Origin of the sequence: Bacillus thermotolerans, from assembly GCF_000812025.2 — a bacterium.
Lineage (GTDB): Bacteria > Bacillota > Bacilli > Bacillales > Domibacillaceae > Quasibacillus > Quasibacillus thermotolerans.
This window is the reverse complement of the sequence record NZ_JWJE02000001.1, coordinates 39,516-60,750: the sequence shown is the minus strand read 5'-3', so window position 1 is coordinate 60,750 and position 21,235 is coordinate 39,516. Positions and strand designations below refer to the sequence as shown.

Below are 21,235 nucleotides of genomic sequence, written 5' to 3'. Positions count from 1 at the left end.
TTTCATTTATGAATACAATACTTTCCAATTGTGATTAACTTTCGCCTGAATAGTGCCATGCCTCTTTATATAATCAGCAAGCAATTCGACCATGTCTGTTTGTATTTCCTTTATAACCTTTTTGCCTTTAAACATCAAGTACTCACCGCCCCCGCCAGCTCTGTAGTTGTTCATGGCCACTTGATAGGAAGCATCCATTTTAACCGGCTTGCCATGGTACGTTAAGCTCTTAATTCTTTCTCCCGGCGGCTTTCTGATATGAATCTCATATTCAATCCCTTCCCACATGTCATAATTGTAGTGCTGGGGTTTTGGGTACGCAAACTTATAGCTGACGCCCGGTTTTCCCGAAGATAGCCAGGAAAAGTAGGAAGCCGATTTCTCAAGCGCCTGCTTAATATCTCTGCCGGTAACCTCAATCACCACAAGCGAGTTCGGATATACATAATTAGACACAATATCACGCATCGTTACTTTTTCAGGCAAGCCAGGCGCCTCATTGTTGAAAAGAGCCGTACAGGAAATATCGACGCCGGCCGCTTCCATTTGCACACGGTTCACTAATTCAATGAGCGGATGCTCCTGCAGCCTTACCTGAAAAGGGTCTTCAACGGTCATATCGCCGTCAACGATGCCAATCACCTCATCCAGCCAGGCTTGGGCCGCCTCTTCCGTTTCCTTTACTAGTGCTAGGCTCTCTTCATCGATAGGAAAATCCTTCGCCTGCAAGACATTGGCTGATAAATCACGTAAACGGACTTGCCCATCAACCGCCTCAAACTCAGCCGTTACCTGCCCAATCCCTTCTCCGCTGAATCCAGGCTGAACTACGATCACCCCATCCACCACCTCTGCTACTATGCGGTGCTGGTGGCCAGTTAACAATATATCAATCCCTTTTACTTCACGGCAAATGCGGTACGCCTGGTTCTCGCCCTGCTCCTTCCTTCTTCTCTCACCATGCAGAACCTCAAAGCCCCCGTGGTAAGAAACAACGAGGATGTCGGGCTGCTCTGCCTCTCTTATGTATGGCACCCATTGCGTTAATGCTTCTACGGCATCGACAAAAGCCAGAGGCTGAATGTGCTCAGGCTTTTCCCAATTTGGAATGTAATGGGTGGTGACTCCTATTACAGCCACTTTTAAATTATGCTTGAACTCTTTAAGGAAATAAGGCTTTCCGAAGTACGGCTCGCCTGTCTCCTTGTTTAAAATGTTACAGCTTAAGAAAGGGAAAGAAGCGTCCGCTGCCGCTTTCTCGAGAGGCGCCATTCCATAGTTAAATTCATGGTTGCCTAAAACAGCAGCATCATAGCCTAAATGAGACATTACTTTTATCATCGGATGTGTCTCATGCTGCCAAGCACGAAAGTAATAGCTAGCGAGAGGTGTTCCTTGCAGAAAGTCCCCATTATCAATGAGCAGTAACGGCTCGCCCGTTCGCCTCTTTTCTTTAATATAGGAAGCAAGCTTTCCCAAGCCATGGTTAGCTGGACGGTTTGTTCCATAATGAATGGGAAAAATCGCCCCGTGCATATCGCTTGTTTCAAGAATTGTCAGTTCCAGTTTCGTCATGCCCATCCCCCGTTTTTGCAGTTATATTCTTTGTTCAACTTACACGTTTTCTTGACGATTGAAAAGTGCTTTGATAGTCCCCTTCTCCTTAATTATAATTTGACAAGAGAAAACAGCGATAGTTTGCTATAATTGTATAGAATGACTTTTTTTAAAAGGAAGAAACGAAATGAATAAACGTGAACGATTCATATACTTTCTCATCGTCTTGCTTCCCTCTGTTCTGTTTACCATTAGCTGTTACCACTTTCTGTTAGACAGAGCCGGGGAAAAACAGCAGGAAAGAATGGAGTGGGTGGCTTCAGTCCACCGAAACCAGGTCGATCAATTTATTAACGAAACGAAAGTCAGCATGGATATCTTAACGATTAGCCTGGCCGAAGAATGGACAGATATCAATCATATAGAGACTATGCTGAACGAGGTAGCAGGAAGCGACCCCCGTTACGGAGGGATTTACCTTCTTGATTTTGAAGGAAACGTACGTGTCGGCACCAATGATCTATTGAAGCAATATAACTTAAGAAACAAACCGTACATCAAAGAAGCGATGCTCATAAAGGACACCGCTGTGGCCAACGAACCAGAAACTCTGTCTAATAATCAGCCGGTCATCGCCATTGCTGTACCGGTCATGAAAGAAGAAGAAATACAGGCCATATTGGTATCACACATCCGGGTGGATTACATTAGAAATATCATGGAAATGCTGACACCGGATTATGGCATTTCTATCGAGAACACGAATCAAATACCCATCCTGTCTGTCAGCGAAGAAGCTCAGCAAGCGAACCGTACAGTGAAATATCCGCTTGCAGAGCTTCCATGGAACGTAGTCGTAACAGCAGATGAATTAGATAATAATCATTCCATCCCGCTGACCCTAATGATCGGTATCGTGGCTGTAGTATTGCTTCATGTTTTGTTCTTATTAATCAAGTATATGATGCTCAAAAGACAAACACGGTTGGAGCGGGTGCAGCAGGAAGCTCAAAAGCTAGAGCTGGTTGGCACGCTTGCTGCCAGCACGGCTCATGAGATCCGCAACCCGTTGACCGGCATCAAAGGGCTGGTTCAGCTGCTGCACGAGAAGTCTACCTGTCCTGAGGATGAGCTTTATTTTTCAGTAATCGATAAGGAAATAGCCCGCATTAACCAGATTGTCAGCGAGTTATTGATTTTAGGAAAGCCCACAGTGCAGCATTTACAGACAGCCGATTTAAAGGAAATTATTCATGATGTAAATCCGTTGATCCGTTCTGAGGCAAACCTTTACTCTGTAGAATACAATGTAGTGCTTCCAGAAGAACCGATATTCGTCTCCCTGCATGTCGATCGTATGAAGCAAGTGCTCTTGAATTTGGCAAAGAACGCCTTTGAGGCGATGAATCATACAGGCCAATTAAATATTACTGTCCTAAAAGAGACAAGCCATTGCCATATCATGATCAAAGACACAGGTCCCGGCATTAAAAAAGAAGATCTTGATTTAATTTTCAAGCCCTTCTATACATCGAAAGAAGATGGAACAGGATTAGGACTTGTCGTATGTAAGAGGATTATCGAATCGTTTGGCGGCTCTATTGAGATTGCCAGTGAACCTGGCGAAGGAACGCTGGTGACAATTACACTTCCACTCGAATCACCGAGCCATCCATAAAACAAGCGCTGCTATTTTCTTTCTCCTCTTTAGGTTTAATTTCCGGGAAAACCGGCTATATATAAAAAGCATCATGTGTCTATAAACAACGCAAGCCTAAAGGAGAAAGAACAATGAGTAAGACAACAGTGTCTCGACCTGCTATTGAATGGCAGCATGAATATGTAGTGATTTATGACTCTTCTATATCAAAATATCGAAAAATCCGAACAGTGAACGAAGCGAAGGCGCTCATGAAACAAACTTCCTGTCCCTTCGCTCGTCTTATAGCTGCTTTATGTGTGTTTGCCTTAACAGCCGTTCAGTCTCCTCATACGGCGGCAGACGACTTTCTATCAAAGCTCGAACAAGAAGCAGAGCAGCTGGAACGACACCTCTCTTCCTCTCCGTTTCTTGAGGAATGGCTTAGCCAGCTGCTGCCCGCTATACGGAAATCCCATTCCGTTAATGGTATGAAAACAGATATTTATCATGAATCTATCCGGTTATCAATTAAAATTGAAGAATACTTTAAAAAGCAAACAGCTTCTTAACAATGTTTGTTCGCTTTTAAGAGAAGGAACCTCTAGTGATTCACTTTGGGGGTTCCTTCTTTTTATGCGGAAAAAGAAGGGAACCTCACTGGGCATAGCCGATAGATGTATTTTCCTGTATAATGTAATGATATGTTTGCAGAAAGTACAGCCGCCAGATGAATAATTTATTAATTAATTAGGTGATCGAATATGTCTAAGAGGAACTACTATTTTGATAATGTAAAATTTGTTCTTATTGTATTTGTTGTATTTGGTCATCTCCTTCGTTCTTATATCGAGGATGATCAAACCTTTTTTGCATTGTATGCAACCATTTACTTATTTCATATGCCGGCCTTTATTTTGATATCCGGCTTTTTCTCAAAAAGCTTCTACAAGCCGGGGTACTTAAAAAAGATAACCCAAAAGATATTATTGCCGTTTATGATATTCCAAGTTCTCTATTCTATTTTCTACTTCTTCCTCCGCGGAGAAGAGACATTCGAGCTGAATATGCTCATACCTGAATGGTCGCTGTGGTTCCTGCTAAGTTTATTCTTCTGGAACGTGTTGCTCGTCCTTCTGGTAAAATGGCTAAAGCTGAAGCCGGCCTTATTGTTAACTGTTGCTTTCGCTATCGGTATTACAATCGGCTGCATTGACACCCAGCTGAATATTTTAAGCTTTGCCCGTACGTTCATCTTCTTTCCCTTCTTCTTAATTGGCTTTTATTTGAAGAAGGAGCATTTTCAAATACTATTCACAATACCAGCACGGGTGGCCTTGTTGCTCAGCACCGCAGCTGTCCTGTATGCTTCTTATGTATTCGCCGGCTACGATCAGGACTGGCTGTTCGGCTCTGTCTCTTTCCAGGAGCTCGGCGCCACCAACTTAGAAGGAATGACTTACCGTTTCATCATTTATGTTTTAAACTTTATTATGATTGCGGCCCTCCTCGCTTTCGTGCCGCATAAAAACTATTTCTTCACGGCATGGGGAAGGAACACGCTGTACGTTTATCTGCTGCACGGTTTCTTTATTCAAACATTCCGTGAAAGTGCATGGGAAGAGTCTGCACAGTCCATCCTTCTGTTACTGGCGGCAGCTATTATATTAGCTATGTTCCTGTCTTCAAAGGCAGTGACTGCCCTGACTCAGCCGCTAATCGAGCTGAAATGGACACGGTTAAAGGATTGGCTTGGATCTAGGCGTCAGTCAAAGGATCCATCCAGTTAAACATATACGTAAAAACACACCAGAAAAGCATTAAGGAGATATGCAGGAATGAACATTACCGTTAGTACGCTAAACGCAAAATATATTCATACAAACTTAGCCATTCGTTATTTAAAAGCTTTTGCAGAGCCTGACTATCACGTAAATATGGCAGAATACACGATTAAAGACCCAGCTATGAACATCGTAACGGACTTGTACAAGCGGCAGCCGGATGTCCTTGGCTTCAGCTGTTACATTTGGAATATCGAAGAAACCATTACTGTCATTGAGATGATTAAAAAGGTCCTGCCGGAGACGGTTATTATCCTTGGCGGCCCGGAAGTATCATACGATGTGTCTTACTGGCTTAAACGCATTCCAGAGGTCGATTTTATCGTTATCGGTGAGGGAGAGGAAACATTTAAGCAGCTGCTGAATGAAATAAACGGCGAGAAAAAATGGGAAAACGTTCACGGGATCGGCTACATGGAGAACGGCAGCCTGCGTATTAACCCTCAGCGAAACAAGCTGGATTTACGTACCCTTCCTTCTCCGTTCCGTTTTGAAGAAGACCGATCACAGCTATCGAAGCGGGTAACCTACATTGAAACGAGCCGGGGCTGCCCGTTCCGCTGCCAATTTTGCCTGTCCTCTATTGAAACGGGCGTGCGCTATTTTAACAGAGAAGCGATTAAGGAAGATATCCGCTACCTAATGGAAAATGGAGCTAAAACTATCAAGTTTGTGGATCGCACATTCAACATTAGCCGCAGCTATGCAATGGAGATGTTCCAATTTTTAATTGATGAGCATATGCCTGGCGTTGTATTTCAATTTGAAATCACAGCGGACATTATGCGCCCTGAAGTTATTAACTTCCTAAATGAACACGCACCGAAAGGGCTGTTCCGTTTTGAAATTGGTGTACAGTCAACGAATGACACAACCAACGAATTAGTCATGCGCAAACAAAACTGGTCGAAGCTCGTTCGCACAGTAACGATGGTTAAGGAAGGCGGCAAGATTGACCAGCACCTTGACCTGATCGCCGGCCTGCCTGAGGAAGATTACCAATCCTTCCGCAAAACATTTAACGATGTTTTTGCCCTGCGTCCCGAAGAACTGCAGCTTGGCTTTCTGAAGCTGCTGCGCGGGACTGGCCTGCGTATCCGCGCCAATGATCATGGATACGTGTATATGGATCGCTCGCCGTATGAAATGCTGAGCAACAATGTTCTCTCCTTCAATGATGTGGTTAAAATCAAACAGGTGGAGGATATTCTCGAGAAATACTGGAACGATCATCGTATGGATGAAACGATTGAGTATCTGGTTACCTACTGCTTTGATACACCATTTGACTTCTTCCAATCCTTTGGCACTTATTGGGAAGAACGGGGCTGGGGACGAATTGGCCACCAGCTTGAGGACTTATTTACACGCCTGCGCGAATTTCTGCAAAGCATGGAACTGTTTACAAGCGAAGTGGAAAGTGTAATGAAATATGACTATTTAATGAATCAGCGCTACAAGCCGCGAAAATTGTGGTGGGAGCCTTCACTAACGAAGCAAGACCGCTCCCTACTCTATCAGAAGCTGTTGGAGGACCCTCTTCTCTTAGGTACATCATTCGCGAAACTTAATCTGACGGAAAAGGAAATATATAAGCACACAATCATTGAACCGCTGGCAATGCTCCATGATAGCAGCTGGAGAAAGCAGCCGAACTATCTCCTCGTCTATTTCGAGCCATCCACCGGCTACCCTTCGGCTTTCTTTCTGGAAAAAGAAGCGGCCACAAATGCCAGCTAATGTAGAGCAAGCCGAAAAATGACAATTTGGACAAAGGAAGGCTTCCTAATGCGAATAAGGAAAGCCTTCCTTTTCCTCATTTTGGATACGATGAATAGATGAAAAGAAACCGCAAAATAATTGACTATGTCCCTTTTTGTCTATATTCTTATAAGTAGTTATTAGCACCAAGTATAAACCTCTTCGCAGATCCATAGTTTCGCGGATAAAAAATTGCCTGATTTATTACATTTGTCAGAAAAAAGGTAATCATATAAATTTTATTTAAATGGGGGATAACATTGTTAACAAATGATTTAGACTTTAGACTGGAGCCGAAGCTTCGGGAGTTGTATGACGAGCATAAGAAACGCGCAGAAAAAATCGACTGGGGCTATCATGATTTTCTTCCGTGGGACAAAGCTGCTGACTTCAGAAGACTGCCATGGGATGAAAGCCAGGTAACCTTGCCTGCCTCTGTCATAACAGCGGTTGAAACAGCTCTCTTAACGGAAGTGAACTTGCCTTGGTTTACCACTCACCTGGATCAAACCTTTAAAGGCTCACTAACGGTCATTAAGGAGTTTGTACATACGTGGACAGCAGAAGAAGATCAGCACTCTAACTTACTAGAGACGTACCTTTTAATCACCCGTAATGTTGATCCTAAACGTCTTCGTCAGATCCACAAGCAAACAGTAGAAAATGGGTGGAACCCTAACTTTCATACACCATTTGAAACGATGGTCTATACTTCCCTTCAGGAACTTGCGACAATGGTGTTCTACCGCAACGTGGCTAAAGTAGCTAATAACCATGATCCCGATCTGGCAGCTTTGCTTAGAAGATTAGCGAAAGACGAAACGCTGCATTATGCTTTCTACCGGGATGTCATTAAGTTTCACCTGCAGCTGGAGCCAAATTACTGCTACTACCTGGGACATGTGATCAAGAATTTCCAAATGCCGGGAGCCGTCATGCCGGACTTCGACGATCGCATGGCGATTATTGCAAAAGAAGCTAATTACGGCCCATTGGAATATTTTGATCAAGTACTGGATGTAATCGTGGATTACTGGGAGCTGGAGAAGCTAAGACCGATCGCTCCTGAAGCTGAAAAAGCACGGCTGGACATTCTGAATTACCATGCTAGAATGAAAAAAATTAGAGACCGGTTCTATAAAACCAGATCATAAGAAAAGAGGGACCTCCTTTTGAGAGAGGTCCCTCTTTTCTTACGACTCTTCTGTGGTTGTTTCCGGCCCTTTTTTTCTAGCGATTAAATAACCGACAAGGGCAATGCCGACAAGGACCGTCCAGAATACTGATTTCCACGCTGTTGATTCTGGAAAGTGCTCATCCAGAATAGCAACCTTAGGGTGAGCAAGCGTAAAGACAGCCAGTTTGACACCAACCCAGCCGACGATAAGGAAGGCGGCTGTTTCAAGTGTTGGGTATTTCTGAAGAACACGGACAAACCATGTGGCTGCGAAACGCATGATAATGACACCGATCAGTCCGCCAAGGAACATAACAAGGAACTGACCGCCGTCCATTCCGCCGATTTCAAAGTAACCAAGCGGCTGCAATGTTACTGCCAATGCGACAGCTGCGAGCATTGAGTCAATGGCAAAGGCAATATCCGCAATCTCTACTTTTAAAACTGTCATCCAGAAAGAAGACCCTTTTGGCTTCGGCACGTCATGTGCCTCAATTCCTTCGACGGTATCTTTGTTCTTCCAGTTCTTATACAGATGATTAAATGTAATGAAGAACAGATAAAGAGCTCCAATTGCCTGCACTTGCCATACATTGACTAAAAATGAAATAAGGAATAAGGCCGCTAAACGGAACACAAACGCTCCGGCCAGCCCGTAAAACAGGGCTTTCTTTTGTTCTTCTTTCGGCAGATGTTTAACCATGACTGCCATAACGACTGCGTTATCTGCGGCTAGAATCCCTTCAAGGATGATTAACACAAGCAGTACCCAGCCGTACTCTAAAAGTATTGCTACATCCATTTACCATTTCTCCTCCTATCCATCTTCTATTATTTTTCACAAGTGGAAGCCATTTAAACACAAAAAGACCTTTGCCTTAAAAAAGGCAAAGGTCTTGCTAAACATGGTCAGTCACACTCATGTCAACAAAGCCGATGGATGATAAACCCATGAATTGACGACTTTGTTTTAGGTAAATTACCTAACGCTACTCCCCTTTGACTTGCGTCATTGAAGATTTAATTGTTTACTACTTCATTATAAGCAAGTTGAAAGAGGCTTGTAAACTTTTTTGTCTCTTAACCTTTAACAGCTTTTTTATTCATTTTTCTCGTGTCCTTATCGAAGAAGCTGTACACAACTGGTATAACGAACAGGGTTAGCAGCGTACTAGAAATTAATCCGCCGATCACTGCGATCCCCATTGGCTGGTTGATTTCCGTTCCGCTGCCAAGCCCAAGAGCAAGCGGCACAAGACCAAGAATCGTTGTTAAAGCTGTCATTAAAATAGGACGAATCCGGTCCTTCGATGACTCAATAATCGCCTCATAGCTTCCAAGTCCGCCCCTCTTTCTCTGTAAAATGTAATCGACAATAACAATCGCATTGTTGACGACAATACCAATCAAAATCAGCACACCAATAATCGCCGGGATACTGAGCGGCAGCCGGGTAACTATCAAGGCAATGGCTACCCCCACGACGGCTAATGGAACGGTAAACATAATGACAAATGGATATTTAAAGGACTCATACTGGGCAGCCATGACGATGTAGATTAAGACAATGGCTAAGATGAGTGCCAGCACCATATCGTCGATAGAGCTGTCAAGAAGCTCACGCTCACCGCTGAAGGATACCGTCACACGGTCGTCTAACTGAAGAGAAGCAATTTGCTCATCCACTTGTTGAGACACCTCTCCCAGGTTTGTAGCAGCAGTATATTGAACGGTAAACTGTACAGCCTCTTCCTGATTGATACGCTGAACAGAGACAGGCCCCTCTTCAACTGTGATATCTGCCAGTTCATTGAGCTCATAAAAGACACCAGATGGTGTTTTAATAAGCAATCCTTTTAAGCCCTCTACACTTCCTGTTGCTTCCTCACTGTATCGAACGATGACGGTTTCTACTTCAGAGCCCTCTGTTGTAATTTGAGCAGCAGGCACTCCCCTTGTTGCATCATTTACAGAAGCAGCAATCTGTGCAGGTGCCAGTCCCGCCTCTAATGCCTTCTCTCTATCTACTGTAATTTGTATCTCATCTACAGTCTCTTCCCGATCCGTAGACACTTCCTTTACTCCTTTGATATCAGCGACTGCTTTTTCGATCCGGCTAACAGCCTGGTCGAGCTCTTTACTGTCACTGCTTCGCACATTAAATGAAAGCGTCTGTGGAGTTGTACCGGATGCTGACTGCATATTGATTTCCACTTCAGCTGACTTATCCACACGTTTAGCCGCTTCTTTTATATCCCCCTGAATGTCATCTACGAAAGCAAACATTGAACGCTCTCTTTCCTCAAGCGGCGTCAGCTTTACGTATAGCTCCCCTTCGTTAGAAGGACCGCCGCCGCCCCGCGCGGAAGATTCTTGAGTCGATCCAACCAGGCTGACGTATACGCTCACATCATCTTCCTTGCTCAACCGTTCTTCTATCGCCTGAATGACTTCATCAGTCGATTCTAAAGAAGCACCGTGCTCCAGTTCTACGCCAACACTGAAGAATCCTTCGTCAGTCGCCGGCAAAAACTGTGTACCCACTGTCGTTAAACCGAACAATCCGCCGATCAACAGCAAGAGAGAAAAGCCGATAACCGTCAGACGATGACGAAGTGCCCACCGGATCGCCCTATCATAGCGCCTGAGCACTCCGGACTCTTTTCGCTTTTCCTCTGAATGCACCGGACGCTTTAGCCATCGGCTTGCCATCATTGGGATGACGGTTAAAGCAACGACTAGCGAAGCCGCTAAACTAAAGGAAATCGTTAAAGCAAATTCTTTAAAAATTTGACCAAGAATACCCGAAATAAAGATCACCGGCAGGAAGACAGCAATTGTTGTCAAGGTAGAAGCAGTGATGGCGCCTCCGACCTCCTTGGCACCGTCCCGGGCTGCCTGCCTGGAATCCTTGCCCATTGATAAATGGCGGTAAATGTTCTCCAATACAACGATGGAGTTATCCACAAGCATACCAATCCCAAGGGCAAGCGCTCCTAACGTCATCAAGTTTAAGTCAAAATCGGCAAAATACATTAGTACAAACGTGACGATTACGGAGTATGGAATCGCTACTCCTACTATGAGAGGGCTCCTCACATTCCTTAAAAAGACAAATAGAACCAGCATGGCTAAAATACCGCCTATAATTAAGGAGTTTCCAATATTCCCTATTGCCAGCTGGACGTAATCTCCTTGGTCAAAGAGCACATCTGCCCGGATGTCTTTATATTGATCTTCACTCAGAAGCTCATTTAAGCGCTCCTGAAACTGTTCAGATACTTCTGCTGTGTTCGCATCTGACTGCTGCAGCACACTTAGCAGTACCCCAGGCTGACCGTTGGCTCTTGTAATGGTCCCTGTATCAACGGGCTGGGAACTGACGGAGGCTATATCTCCAATCGTTATCTCCTCTCCATTTAATGGATTAACCGTTAATACAAGGCTTTGAATATCCTCCACGCTTGTCAGCTCACTGATAATCCGCGTTGTCAGCGACTGGCCTTCCGATTCAACCGGGCTGCCTGGAAGAGAAATGTTATTCGCCTGGATTAGCTGGACGATATCTGACTGAGCTAAATTATACTCTTCCAGCTTTCCCTCATCCAATTCAATAACGATTTCTTCCTCAAGGGTGCCAGATACACTGACGCTGGCCACCCCTTCGACCGTGGCCAGCTCCTGCTCAAGCTGCTCCGCCAGCTTTTGCAGCTCCTTCTCACCCGCTTCGGATTGCAGCGATAATTGAATGACCGGAAATTGTGCCGGGTCAAATTTCATGAACCGAGGTTTGCCGGCATCATCAGGTAGAGGCGTTTGATCAATTCGCTGCAGTACATCTGATTGAACATCATCAATGCCCGTACTCCAGGAAAACTCCAGTAAAATGAAGTTAGAGCCTTCTTGTGAAGTTGAGGAAATGTTCTTTATCCCCGGCAAAGTAGCTAAGCTTTCTTCAAGCGGCTTAGTCACTTTTTCAATGACTTCTACCGGACTCGCTCCTTCATAGGATGTAACAACTACGGCGACAGGCGGATTCAAGTCCGGGATCAGTTTCAGAGGAATTCTCATTAAAGAAACTGCCCCTAAAATAAGGACCAGGAACATTAACACCGTGGTAAACACTGGCCGTTTAATTGAAAAATTACTGATTTGCAAAGGTCAATCTCCCCTCATTCATCTCGTTGGTTCTTGCTTATTCTTTCCTAACTATAATGGAGTCTCCCTGGCTGTTCAACTGTGAACTCCTTCATCTAAGTTAAAGATTTTAATCAAGCATCCCTTGCTCATACCCCCTTCTAGCACCTGGAAGATATGAACAAAATAAAGGGCCCATGTTCGAAAACAAAAAGTAGGCTTCATAAAAATAACGAAAAGTGCAAAATTGATATAACACCTTTAAGTGTTATAATTGTGTGCGACACATACAAGTGTTATTTCTATATTGGAGGTAATAATCGATGAACAATGAGGAAAAACTGCCAGATATCCGCAAAACCATTATACTGAATGCCCCAATTGAAAAAGTGTGGACAGCCATTTCAACCTCAGAAGGTATTGCAGCATGGTGGATGCCAAATACTTTTGAAGCTGTATTGGACAAGGAATTTATTCTTCATGCAGGTCCATACGGTGACTCCCCTTGCAGGGTGACTGAACTGGACCCTCCAAACCGTGTCAGCTTTGACTGGGATAAAGAGTGGCATCTCACTTTTGAATTAAGAGAGCTAGATAGTGAAAAAACAGAGCTTACCCTTATTCATTCTGGCTGGCATACAGGTAAGTCAAAGATACATGAAATTATGAACGGCGGCTGGGAAGAGATTGTGAAAGAGAAACTGCCAGCATATATCGAGGCTTAAGTGTGAGTAACCAGCCTAAGGGTGATATTTTTCAAGCAATTGCCGACCCTACTCGTCGCAGTTTGTTGAAATTACTAGCCGAGAAGGAAATGTCGATAACTGAAATTGCGGGCTATTATCCGATAAGCCGTACGGCTGTGAATAAGCACCTGCACGTTCTTTCTAATGCCGGCCTTGTAAGAAGGCGAAAGACAGGGCGGGAAACTCGCTATGTGCTTACACCAGAACCGTTGGCTGAATTAAAAGACTGGCTTATTTTCTTTGAACAGTACTGGGATAAAAAACTGTCAGCCCTTAAAGCACTTGTTGAGAAAGAAGACGATTAATTGTATAAGGAAATCAGAGAGTGCAAACAATTAGGCAGATCATTTTCTTTCTTTAATATAAACAGATGGTTATATCAATAACAAAAATCAAAGAGGAAATAATGGTTTGAAAGGAAAGACGCATAGACTCCTGCAGGATGAACGGGACAAGCGGCCCCCACAAAACAGAGTTTGAGGGGTCTCACTCCCCCGCCTCGCGGAAAGCGAAGCGCTCACCATGATAATCGATAGCTCTTATCCTAAAACGAAACCAATAAAAAAGACCAAATCAATAAGCGATTTGGTCCTTTGATGAGTATTTTATAATGGCTCTTTATCAGAGTTGAACGGCTTACAAGTAATAAGCAGCCTTCTTTACTCGTTTTCCTTTTTGGTTAATGTCCAGCCCGTAAACCCGTATATAATCGTTGCGATCGGGCTTAACAAACAGAAAAACGCAAATGGCAAATAGCTGAGTGTCGGAATCCCCAGGGTCGTTGTAATAAACACACCGCACACTCCCCACGGCACGAGCGGATTAATGACTGTCCCCGCATCTTCCAGCGTTCGCGCCAAATTTTTTCTGGCTAGTCCTACCTTCTCAAATTGACGCTGAAATGCTTCTCCTGTCAACAGAATGGATAAGTATTGCTCCCCTATAACAAGGTTCACGCCAATAGCAGAAGCCGCTGCTGCTGTGACCGTACTGCTTACCTTTTTTAAATACTGCTCAATGGCAACAAATAATCTAGGAATAATCCCCAGGGAGAACAGCAGACCTCCAAGACTTAAGGAAAGCAGCACAAGCGATACTGTAAACATCATGCTGTCCATTCCGCCTCTTGTCAGCAGGGCATCAACTTCGGCATTGCCTGTCTTTGAAACAAACCCGGAGAATAACACACTTCCCACCTCAGCGAGCGGCCGGTCCGAATGAAGAAAAGACAGAAGCACACCAAAGACCGCACTAGCAGCAAGCGTCACAAACGGAGAAACCTTCTTAATAGATAAGAAGAACAGGAGCAGAAGCGGCAGCCATGAATACCAATGCACAAGGCCCTCATCTGTTAATACCGCCTGCATCGTTTTTACTTCTGGAAATTCAGCTCCACTTATATCAGGAGAAATGAACGCGAATAGGATAAGTGTGATAATGAAAACAGGAATAGTTGTCCATCCCATATTACGAATATGCGTAAATAAATCCACTCCTACAACAGATGCAGCTAAGTTGGTTGTGTCGGAAAGCGGGGACATTTTGTCGCCAAAGAAAGCGCCTGAAACAACCGCCCCTGCTATAATAGCGGAAGAAGCATCTACGGCTTCTCCCACACCGATAAAAGCCATTCCCAGCGTAGCCACTGTCGTTAAGGAGCTGCCGATCCCGAGTCCAATCACAGCTGTGATAAGAAACACTACACTATAAAACCAATTCGGTGTTACTAATTCAAAAGCTGCATACATCATGGTCGGAATGGTGCCTGACATAATCCAGCTGCTAATTAATACGCCAATTAAAAAGAAAATAAATACTGCCCCTATACCGCCCTTAGCCCCTTCGAGCATGCCGTTCTCCATGATCTTTAATGGTACACGCTTAAGTGCTCCAAACAACCATAGAAGGAGAACCGACAGAAGAATCGGTATATGCGGAACAGATTCCAGCTGAATGATAGAAAAGCTGATTAACAGCAAAATAATAACAGTTATCAATAAAGCCTCGAACAAAGAGGGCTTGATTTTCGGTTCAATTTTAAACATCATGTCCACCTCGAATGCTGGTTACAGCTTTTTTACTTGAACGCTTTTACGCGTTGAAGTGACAACAATAATTATTCCTGATCTGCTCAGTACTGTCAATTACTTTTTTAATAAAATACCAGACTGCTCCCAGGAACAGTCTGGTGATATGTTGGCATGATCATTAATACCGCTCTTCTTCCGTTTCCATCGGATGATATAACTGGATATCTTCATTTTTATCTTGGAACCAACGGAGAGCAAATTCATTTTCAAATAAGAAAACGCGTCGATCATAGCGGTCTCTCACCAGCAAGCTTCTCGAGCTTGACATGCTCTCCTTCACCGCTTCCTCATTTTCAACCCAACGGGCAACCTTTGATCCCATCGGTTCTATAATAACCTCGGAGTTATATTCGTTTCTCATCCGGTGGACAAATACTTCGAACTGCAGCTGTCCAACCGCTCCTAGAATATAATTTTCCGTATGCAGGGTTTTATACAATTGAATGGCACCCTCTTGTACGAGCTGTTCAATCCCTTTATGGAAACTCTTTTGCTTCATGGCATTTTTAGCCATGACCTTGACAAACAGCTCAGGAGTGAACTGAGGCAGCTTCTCATAATGAAATACTGGTTTCCCGCCGACAAGTGTATCTCCAATTTGATAATTTCCCGTGTCATAAAGACCAATGATGTCCCCGCTGACGGCCTCGTTCACTGTACTCCGGTCGTCTGCCAGGAATTGTGTGGACTGCGATACCTTCGAAGTTTTCCCTGTTCTTGAGAGTGTCACGCTCATACCCCGTTCGAATTTGCCGGAACAAATCCGGAAGAAAGCAATACGGTCGCGGTGAGCCGGGTTCATATTCGCCTGAATCTTAAAGATAAAACCAGAGAATTGTTCTTCAAGCGGGTCAATTTCTCCGCTGTCAGATTGTCTCGGCTGCGGCGGTGGCGCAAACTGCAAGTAAGTCTCTAAGAAGGTCTGTACACCAAATGTTGTCAGGGCACTTCCAAAGAAAACAGGTGTCAGCTCCCCTGCAGCAACTCTCTCCTTTGAAAATTGGTTCCCTGCTTCATCCAGCAGCATGATTTCCTCCAATGTTTCATCATATAAGGAAGAGTTCTTAATCTCATGGTCAACAGCCAACTCGCCTTCTTCGTTCAATGGCAAGAAGCGATCTTCTTCCTTCTCTGTGCGGAATTGCTCAATACGATGATGAAAGCGATCATAAATGCCAAAAAACTCTTTCCCCATACCAATGGGCCAATTCATCGGATACGATTCAATCCCCAGCACTTCCTCCAGCTCTGCTAACAGTTCGAGCGGCGGACGTCCTTGACGATCAAGCTTGTTAATAAATGTAAAAATCGGGATTCCTCGCATTTTACATACCTGAAACAGCTTCTTCGTTTGCGCCTCAATCCCCTTGGCCGCGTCAATAATCATGACTGCGCTGTCCACTGCCATTAAAGTGCGGTAAGTGTCTTCACTGAAGTCTTCATGCCCTGGGGTATCTAAAATGTTTACATTATAACCTTCATAATGAAATTGCATAACAGAGGAAGTAACAGAGATTCCGCGCTGCTTTTCAATTTCCATCCAGTCTGATGTAGCATACTTTCCTGTTTTTTTCCCTTTTACTGTGCCGGCATCGCGAATCGCACCGCCAAATAGAAGCAGCTTTTCCGTTAACGTTGTCTTTCCGGCATCCGGATGGGAAATTATTGCAAATGTTCTTCTTGATAGAACTTCTTCTTTAAATGAAGCCATACAATAAGCCAATCCTTTCAACATAGAATCCATTATCTTCTTCGGTACTTACAAAATATAACGAAAAAAGATTAGTTCGTCTATCACATTTCCCTCGTCCACTGATAAATTCGATGTGCTAATGCCTTCGCCGTTTCCTCATCCAGTTTTGTACGGCTTAAAGATAGGTGCAGGCGCTCCAACAGCTCCTCCCCTGCTTCTTCATAAGTGAAGAAAGCCGACCACTCTGCAAAGGGAACAGCAACAACAAAGGATTCTTCCTTTTTATTTTCATAAATAAAGACTTTCACTTCTTCAGATTGTATAAAAGTTTTTCTAATCTTCATGTTTAATCCTCCTTCGGAAAGACTATACCTTAATAAGGCAGTTAGCTTGTACAAAATGAATACGTTTGAGAAATTCTCTCTTGTCTCTTGTCTCTCTCGCTAATTCATTATAAACTATACAATTGTGTACGTGTAAAAGAAATATGAAGAGGTGACTATATTGAATTATCTATGGGGTATAGCCGGTATTCTCGTGATCCTTGGGATTGGATTTCTCTTCTCCAACAACCGGAGACGGATTAATTGGCGCACGGTTCTTGGCGGTTTAGCCATTCAGTTATTATTCGCTTTTATCGTCCTTAAGTGGAACTGGGGCAGAGAGCAGTTAGAAAATTTATCCATGCTGGTTGCCGAAATTACTAGCTATGCCAATGAAGGCATTAACTTTTTATTCGGCGGATTCTTCACACCCGAATCAAACATTACGTATGTATTTGCATTAAACGTTTTGCCAATCGTTATTTTCTTCTCGTCTTTAATTTCTGTTCTTTACTATTTAAACATTATGCAGGTCTTTATCAAAATTATCGGTGGAGCGCTTTCAAAGCTGCTTGGCACACGCAAAGCAGAATCAATGTCAGCAGCGGCTAATATCTTCGTTGGTCAGACAGAAGCGCCGCTTGTTGTAAGGCCTTACATTAACCGAATGACAGAATCGGAGCTGTTTGCGGTTATGACTGGCGGTCTCGCTTCCGTTGCAGGCTCTGTTCTTGTCGGTTATTCATTGCTTGGCGTACCGCTTGAATACTTGCTGGCTGCAAGCTTCATGGCCGCACCCGCCGGCCTCATTATGGCCAAGCTATTTGTTCCTGAAACGTCTAATGAGCCAGAGCCGGAAGAATTTAAAATGGAGTCTGACTCTGACGCAGTTAATGTCGTTGACGCAGCTGCTAAAGGGGCCAGCGTCGGTCTGCAGTTAGCGCTGAATATTGGGGCTATGCTTCTCGCTTTCATTGCCTTAGTCGCTATGATTAACGGGTTCCTTGGCTGGTTCGGCGGCCTTGTCGGCTGGGAAAGCCTGTCTCTTGAGCTTATTTTCGGTTATGTCTTCGCCCCTCTCGCTTTTATTATTGGTGTGCCTTGGGAGGAAGCAATACAAGCCGGAAACTTTATCGGTCAAAAAATTGTGGTAAACGAATTCGTTGCATATACGAACTTTGCTCCAGAGATTCCAAATCTGTCCGAGAAAACAGTAGCGGTTCTAAGCTTTGCTTTGTGCGGCTTTGCCAATATTTCATCGCTGGCTATCCTGATCGGCGGCTTAGGAAACCTAGCTCCTAAGCGTCGTCCGGATATTGCTCGGCTTGGCATCAAGGCTGTTATTGCAGGTACACTTGCATCTCTTCTAAGCGCCGCTATTGCTGGTATGCTCTTTTAATAAAAAGCGCCTGAAAGCAAACACGCTTTCAGGCGTTTTTTCATGCGGTTTCCCTTTAAAGAACCCATTCGGTTAGTCGGCTTTTATGGTATACTGGCGATAATACATGAATGAAATGCACAGGTGATCCTTATGTCCCTTTTTCACTTCCTTGGCGGTCGAATTCTTAAAACGGGAGCCGCTGTTTTTATTACAGCTCTAATTTGTGAGTCTCTTGGCTGGCCGCCTGTGTTTGCTGTTATAACGGCTATTGTCACAATTGAGCCGACGGCCGCTGCCTCTATCAAAAAAGGACTGATTCGTTTTCCAGCCTCGATTATTGGTGCTGCTTATGCGATGCTTTTTACTTACCTTTTTGATCATGGCCCTATTACCTTTACACTGGCAGCTGTTTTGACTATTCTTACTTGCTCAAAATTGAAGCTGTATGATGGACTGCTTGTTGCCACGTTAACCGCTATTGCGATGATCGAAGTAACAACGGATAATTACGGACAGGCTTTCCTTACACGGCTCGGCACGACAGGCACAGGCTTGATTGTATCGACCTTAGTGAACTTATTTATTCTTCCTCCTGATTATTCGAAGGCCATTTCTCAGAACATGACATCTTTGAAGCAGAAAACAGCCGCTCTTCTCCTTCAGGTGGTGGATCATCTGCTTAATGAGAAGGATGCCAGGTCATTGGAATCCTCCTACCAATCGGAGCAACAGCTATTTGAAAAAACAGAAACGCTTTGTCGCTTTCAGCGCGGAGAATGGCGTTACCGCCGCTTTTCTAAGGAAAGCATGCGAAAAATTCATTTTGATTCCAAAAAGCTTGAATCGCTCCGCCACATTCATTTTCACATCGGCAACATGATTGTGATTCCGGCGGAGCCCCTTAGCTGGACGGAAGAGCAGAAGCAAAGGATTCGGCAATCCGCTCAGGTGCTCGCCGCGTACATCAGCGAACAGGACGGATTTCTTAATGAGGGTTTGCATAAATCCGTTCAGCCAATTATGGAATACTTCTGGTATGCGAAGGCTGAGTCAGAAGAAGAATTCGAGGAAATGAACAAACTATTCTCTGCAGAAATTTCTCTCCTATACGAATTGCTTGCTATCTTCGAGCTGATCGAAGAGATGGAGGCACAAAATAAATTTCGTCAGAAGCAGTTTTCTCCTCCGCTATTTGATTATCGTTAATGTTTAAAAGCCGGTTTACTGAAGTGTTTCACTTCAGTAAACCGGCTTTTTCACTTTCTCACTTATGAATGGTAATAAAAAACAATTTCACTTCTCGTAATTTTTTATGTTTCAACTAGTTGGATTCGGGAATAAATAAAGCAAGCACGGCACAATAAATAAAAACAAACAAGCAAGGAGGAATTGGACAACATGGAATTTATTATGTTTTTAATTGTCGGTGGTATTATTGGTTGGTTAGCCGGGTTAATCTTAGGAAAAGATATTCCTGGAGGAATTATTGGTAACATTATCGCAGGTATTATCGGCGCTTGGATCGGCGGCGCACTCTTAGGAAACTGGGGGCCTGATCTCGGTGGCATCGCAATTATTCCAGCCTTAATCGGTGCATTGATCCTAGTATTCGTTGTAAGCTTAATTATGAAGAGTATGAACCGCGACCGTGCTAGCTAATTAAAATTACTTAAAGAAACCCGGAAAGGACTTCCTTTCCGGGTTTTCTGCGTTTAAGCCTGAACAGCCTGGCCAGCAGCCTCTAAGGCTTTTGTAAAATCTGCTATTAAATCCTCCGCAGACTCAAGACCGACAGACATTCTCAGCAGGCCGTCTGTAATGCCTCTTTTATATCTTTCTTTACGCGGCATAGCAGCATGAGACATTTTCGTTGGATACGATAAAATAGACTCTACCGCACCAAGGCTGACAGCAAATACTGGAATTTGCGCTGCATTGACAAACCGGCGTGCTGCTTCTTCATCCTTTAATTCAAAGGAAAGAACTGCACCCGCGCCCGAGGCTTGATAAGACTGAGTTTCATAGCCTGGGTGGTCTGGGAGACCAGGGTAATATACTTGTTCAACAAGCGGGTGTTTCTGCAAAAATTCAGCCAGGGTTTGCGCAGTCCTTGCCGATTGCTCTAAACGCACATGCAAGGTTTTCAGACCGCGCAATACGAGCCAAGCATCTTGTACACCAAGCACCGCTCCAAAAGAGTTTTGCAAAGTATATAAGCGGTTGCCGAGCTCCTCATCTTTCGTTACTGCCAAGCCCGCAAGCACATCACTGTGTCCAGAAAGAAACTTGGTGGCACTGTGAAGCACAACATCAACACCAAGGTCAAGCGGACGCTGAAGCGCAGGTGTTAAAAATGTGTTATCCACAAACGTCAAGCAGCCATTCGCTTTCGCCAGTTTTACAACTCCTTCAATGTCAGTTACCTTTAAGAGTGGATTAGACGGTGTCTCCATGTAGATCAGCTTCGTGTTTTCCTTAATATTAGAAGCCACCTCATGCAGGTCTGTCATGTCTACAAAGGTATGCTCAATACCAAAACGATTCAAGACAGATGTAACCATACGGTACGTTCCGCCGTACACATCTTCTGTAATTAATATATGATCTCCTTTTGAAAGGAGAAGGAAAGCGGTAGAAATGGCCGCCATCCCAGAGGAAAAAGCAAATCCTCTCGTGCCTCCTTCAAGCTCAGCAATCGCCTGCTCCAGCGCTTCTCTCGTCGGATTGCCTGAACGGCTGTAATCGTAGCTGCCGAACTTATCAAATTCTTTTTGATGGAAAGTAGAAGCGTGCTGAATAGGTACGCTTACCCCGCCTGTGTTTTCGTCAAATTTATGCTGGTTATGCAATAGCTTTGTTTGAAAAGAATACTGGTCACTCATTTTTA

At 44.1% G+C, this 21,235-nt stretch carries 17 protein-coding genes and 1 riboswitch; of the genes, 10 read left to right on the top strand and 7 right to left on the bottom strand.

All coding sequences use genetic code 11. The features are described from left to right. Positions 1-6 precede the first annotated feature (6 nt). The gene (locus tag QY97_RS00285; RefSeq protein WP_039231757.1) at positions 7-1,575 is read right to left on the bottom strand and encodes a bifunctional metallophosphatase/5'-nucleotidase; all 1,569 of its coding nucleotides are present in this window, start codon (positions 1,573-1,575) and stop codon (positions 7-9) included. Positions 1,576-1,744: 169 nt separating this feature from the next. On the opposite strand from QY97_RS00285, the gene QY97_RS00280 reads away from it, so the two are divergent. The 5 genes from QY97_RS00280 (at position 1,745) to QY97_RS00260 (ending at position 7,955) form a co-directional block, all read left to right on the top strand. Further along, positions 1,745-3,235: a PAS domain-containing sensor histidine kinase gene (locus QY97_RS00280; RefSeq protein WP_039231755.1), complete on the top strand. Its 1,491-nt coding sequence runs from the start codon at positions 1,745-1,747 to the stop codon at positions 3,233-3,235. Positions 3,236-3,348: 113 nt separating this feature from the next. Further along, a complete protein-coding gene (locus QY97_RS00275) occupies positions 3,349-3,768 on the top strand; it encodes a hypothetical protein (protein WP_039231753.1) in 420 nt (139 codons plus the stop codon). 192 nt (positions 3,769-3,960) lie between these two features. Continuing rightward, entirely contained in the window at positions 3,961-4,986 is a 1,026-nt protein-coding gene (locus QY97_RS00270) for an acyltransferase family protein (RefSeq protein ID WP_039231751.1), read from the top strand. A 48-nt stretch (positions 4,987-5,034) separates the two neighbouring features. Further along, entirely contained in the window at positions 5,035-6,780 is a 1,746-nt protein-coding gene (locus tag QY97_RS00265) for a B12-binding domain-containing radical SAM protein (protein WP_039231750.1), read from the top strand. A 281-nt stretch (positions 6,781-7,061) separates the two neighbouring features. Continuing rightward, positions 7,062-7,955, top strand: coding sequence for an acyl-ACP desaturase (locus QY97_RS00260; protein WP_039231749.1), 894 nt, complete (start codon positions 7,062-7,064; stop codon positions 7,953-7,955). 39 nt (positions 7,956-7,994) lie between these two features. Here QY97_RS00260 and QY97_RS00255 read toward each other — a convergent pair whose 3' ends face one another. Together QY97_RS00255 and QY97_RS00250 are read right to left on the bottom strand one after the other, a co-directional pair. After that, positions 7,995-8,780 (bottom strand): TerC family protein, encoded by a 786-nt coding sequence (locus QY97_RS00255; RefSeq protein WP_039231747.1) that lies wholly within the window; start codon positions 8,778-8,780, stop codon positions 7,995-7,997. Positions 8,781-8,835: 55 nt separating this feature from the next. Beyond that, positions 8,836-8,988, bottom strand: a riboswitch (yybP-ykoY riboswitch). Positions 8,989-9,058: 70 nt separating this feature from the next. Then, positions 9,059-12,136, bottom strand: coding sequence for an efflux RND transporter permease subunit (locus QY97_RS00250; RefSeq protein ID WP_039231745.1), 3,078 nt, complete (start codon positions 12,134-12,136; stop codon positions 9,059-9,061). A 302-nt stretch (positions 12,137-12,438) separates the two neighbouring features. On the opposite strand from QY97_RS00250, the gene QY97_RS00245 reads away from it, so the two are divergent. Continuing rightward, positions 12,439-12,840, top strand: a complete 402-nt coding sequence (locus QY97_RS00245; RefSeq protein WP_039231742.1) for an SRPBCC family protein — start codon at positions 12,439-12,441, stop codon at positions 12,838-12,840. Between the two features lie 2 nt (positions 12,841-12,842). Next, on the top strand, positions 12,843-13,166 hold the full coding sequence (locus QY97_RS00240) for an ArsR/SmtB family transcription factor (protein ID WP_046128512.1): 324 nt from the start codon (positions 12,843-12,845) through the stop codon (positions 13,164-13,166). A gap of 354 nt (positions 13,167-13,520) precedes the next feature. Here the strand turns inward: QY97_RS00240 and nhaC are convergent, their stop codons facing one another. The 3 genes from nhaC to QY97_RS00225 form a co-directional block, all read right to left on the bottom strand. After that, positions 13,521-14,906, bottom strand: coding sequence for a Na+/H+ antiporter NhaC (gene nhaC, locus QY97_RS00235; protein WP_039231737.1), 1,386 nt, complete (start codon positions 14,904-14,906; stop codon positions 13,521-13,523). A gap of 163 nt (positions 14,907-15,069) precedes the next feature. After that, on the bottom strand, positions 15,070-16,662 hold the full coding sequence (locus QY97_RS00230; RefSeq protein WP_039232185.1) for a peptide chain release factor 3: 1,593 nt from the start codon (positions 16,660-16,662) through the stop codon (positions 15,070-15,072). Positions 16,663-16,745: 83 nt separating this feature from the next. Next, positions 16,746-16,988 carry a YueH family protein gene (locus tag QY97_RS00225; protein ID WP_039231734.1) on the bottom strand — a complete coding sequence of 81 codons (243 nt, stop codon included), beginning with the start codon at positions 16,986-16,988 and terminating at the stop codon, positions 16,746-16,748. 160 nt (positions 16,989-17,148) lie between these two features. Here QY97_RS00225 and QY97_RS00220 point away from each other — a divergent pair, with 160 nt between their 5' ends. The 3 genes from QY97_RS00220 (at position 17,149) to QY97_RS00210 (ending at position 20,007) form a co-directional block, all read left to right on the top strand. After that, on the top strand, positions 17,149-18,366 hold the full coding sequence (locus QY97_RS00220; protein WP_039231731.1) for a NupC/NupG family nucleoside CNT transporter: 1,218 nt from the start codon (positions 17,149-17,151) through the stop codon (positions 18,364-18,366). 132 nt (positions 18,367-18,498) lie between these two features. After that, a complete protein-coding gene (locus tag QY97_RS00215) occupies positions 18,499-19,554 on the top strand; it encodes an aromatic acid exporter family protein (protein WP_052717143.1) in 1,056 nt (351 codons plus the stop codon). A gap of 192 nt (positions 19,555-19,746) precedes the next feature. Beyond that, positions 19,747-20,007, top strand: a complete 261-nt coding sequence (locus QY97_RS00210) for a GlsB/YeaQ/YmgE family stress response membrane protein (protein ID WP_039231730.1) — start codon at positions 19,747-19,749, stop codon at positions 20,005-20,007. A 53-nt stretch (positions 20,008-20,060) separates the two neighbouring features. Here the strand turns inward: QY97_RS00210 and metC are convergent, their stop codons facing one another. Beyond that, on the bottom strand, positions 20,061-21,230 hold the full coding sequence (metC, locus tag QY97_RS00205; protein ID WP_039231727.1) for a cystathionine beta-lyase: 1,170 nt from the start codon (positions 21,228-21,230) through the stop codon (positions 20,061-20,063). Positions 21,231-21,235 lie beyond the last annotated feature (5 nt).